Source organism: Cyanobacteriota bacterium (genome assembly GCA_025054735.1).
Taxonomy (GTDB): domain Bacteria; phylum Cyanobacteriota; class Cyanobacteriia; order SKYG9; family SKYG9; genus SKYG9.
In genome coordinates, this window is record JANWZG010000681.1 from 1 (window position 1) to 1,119 (window position 1,119).

Genomic DNA, 1,119 nt, shown 5'->3' on the forward strand with positions numbered 1-1,119 from the left:
TGCGATCAGGACTCTGTAGCACCACTTCTACATCAGCTTGGCCAAAACCACCAACGTTAGGATCATTGGTCAAGGCGGCACCAGCGGCTACCTCCTGCCCCTCACTGACAATCAACTCTGGCCCCGCAGGGATAGTGTCTACCACCTCAGAGCCATCAGCCTTCTGGATGGTAACCTGGTAACCACCTGCCTCAACCTTCGTGATATTGGTAATCGTGCCAGCGGCTGAGGCATTGTAGACTGCGTTGTTGCTCTTTTCACCCGTGGGGTAAACCTGACCCCGCCCACGATTGCCACCAACGTGAATCTGATATTTGCCAAAGTAAATGCCCTTAGATTGGCTAGGATCTGGCGATAAAACAGGGAATACCAGCTTTTGGTACTGCTCACCGGGCAGCGGCCCCACTAGCACAATATTTTCCTTGTCTTCCGCATAGGGCTGGAAGTATACTCCACCCACCTTTTCTTGCAGCTCTTCAGGGATACGCTCAGGTGGAGCAATCTTAAAGCCAGGGGGAAGCATAACCACAGCCCCGACATTCAGTGGCCCCTTGCTGCCATCGCCTAGCACTTGCTGCACGCTAGTGTCGTAGGGAATTTCTACCACAGCTTCAAACACTTGATCGGGCAACACGGCTTGGGGTACTTCCACCTTTACAGGCTTAGCACCTAGGTGACAGTTAGCGCAAACAATACGACCCGTCGGTTCGCGGGGGGTTTCATAGTTTTGCTGTGCCCAAAAGGGATAGGCATAGGCTGCTTGGGGTAGAGCCAGATCAGCAACTACAAACAGAGCGATCGCCCAAAGGGACGCTACAGCTATACGTCCACAGGTATGCAAAAAAGATTTGACCACGATGTTCTCCACTCTTGAAAACTGATTCAACTAAGCCCACCAGGGATCTTCACCCGTGCGGAAATCGGTTTCCGTCCAAGGAACAAAACTAACTTTGTCATCAGCAACGACAGTATGTACCAAAGCCAGTGATAGCGGTGCAGGGCCACGTACTACCTTACCTGTGCTGTCATACTGAGAACCATGGCAGGGACAGATAAACTTGTTCTCACCGCCATTCCAGGGCACAACGCAGCCCAAGTGAGTGCACACTGCATTAAGGC

At 52.2% G+C, this 1,119-nt stretch carries 2 protein-coding genes; both read right to left on the minus strand.

Annotated elements, in window-relative coordinates; genetic code table 11:
* The coding region (gene petA / locus NZ772_19350; GenBank protein MCS6815714.1) for an apocytochrome f at positions 1-856 on the minus strand (856 nt) is incomplete at its 3' end.
* A gap of 30 nt (positions 857-886) precedes the next feature.
* Positions 887-1,119, minus strand: a 233-nt coding sequence (locus NZ772_19355) for a Rieske 2Fe-2S domain-containing protein (protein MCS6815715.1), incomplete at its 5' end; no start/stop codon positions are given.